1 protein-coding gene is annotated in these 1,305 nt (G+C 55.8%); it reads right to left on the bottom strand.

The features are described 5' to 3' along the window. Positions 1 to 265: 265 nt before the first annotated feature. The coding region (locus CV944_RS16980) for a DDE-type integrase/transposase/recombinase (protein WP_100660199.1) at positions 266 to 1,305 on the bottom strand (1,040 nt) is incomplete at its 5' end.

Here is a 1,305-nt window from a genome sequence, read left to right as displayed (position 1 = left end):
GGTAGCGTCAAAAGTTCTATGAAAACTCCACACAGATCATCCCATTGAGCATCGTGGGGCATGCGGAGGGCCGGATTCGCCCTTGACCAACACCCGCCAAAGGTGCGGAAGAGTCGTCAAGGGCGACGGGGACAAAAAAGAAGGCAATAAGAAAGCCGCCCTTGCCATGACCGAATTTTACCTTTGGCGGTGTTCGGTTGGTCAAGGGTTCGCTTCGCCGAATCCGGCAGGAGTTCTGTTCAACGGGCTCCRGAGGACAAAAAAGTCAGGCCGCCTCTTGTTGGAGAAACGCTTGTGCCATGGCGATCAGCTTCGTCCACCGGGCCGGCATATGCGGAAGATCCGCCAGTTCCGGGATGACGACCGGCACCCGGCCTTCGAGCGCGCTGTGTGGGCGCAGAAAGTTGAAATACGCCACAAACAGCGTCACAAAGGACACCGAGCCTTCTTCCGCACCAAACCCATGGGTCGGGCGGTAGTTGCCTTTAAAGGTCCGGTTGAATCGCTCGATGATCTGCTTGAGAGGGCGAAACTCTTCCGAGACCGGATCCTCATTGGTCAGCCCGATCACTTGGCGGACGTCAAATGAAATCCCGTGTTGGGCGAAGAAGTGTTGCGCCAGCAGGTAAATCGGGTTGCCATCCACGACGAACGACAAGTCGTCTGGGAGGGACGCTAGCTTCCTGAGGACATCATCGATGGCCTTGATGGCCGAGAGCGTGTCCCGGTTGGGCGAGACGCGATACGACAGCACGATCTTTTTGACGGCGTCAAACATAAAGAACAGGTAATGCCAGCGCCCTTTGACGCGAATATACGTCTCGTCCCCGCAAAACGAACCGGACAGCTCATACGGGAACCGGTCGACAAAGGGCTTGATCCAAAGCGCGACGCTGTTGGCGTAGTTGAGCACCGTCTGATGGGAGATCGAGACGCCATGGATGTCCTTCATGGCGGCGGCGGTCTCCCTCGAGGACATCCCAAAGTTGACGTAGTACGTCAACACGAGTCCCAACACGTGCGGCGACGCAGCCAGCCGGGACAAATCGACCTTCGGCTTGATGAGCGACGAGGAAGCCAACGGGAGAAAGTCAAACAAGAACTCTCGAAACAAATACCGCACCTTGAAGGCTTGAGGATCCTGTTGAAACTGTTGGCGCTCCTTCTTCGTCATCCGGCGAAGGTTGGCCTGGTAAAACGGGCAAGCGTTGTTCTTGCACTTATAGATGTTGTATTCTTTGCGTTCCTTGATTTTTTCCAGCGTCTTTTTGCAGTGCGGGCAGCGAAAGACCGCTTGCTTGGTGA

Origin of the sequence: Geobacillus sp. WSUCF-018B (genome assembly GCF_002809985.1) — a bacterium.
GTDB lineage: Bacteria > Bacillota > Bacilli > Bacillales > Anoxybacillaceae > Geobacillus > Geobacillus thermophilus.
This window is presented reverse-complemented; position numbering and strand designations above follow the sequence as displayed.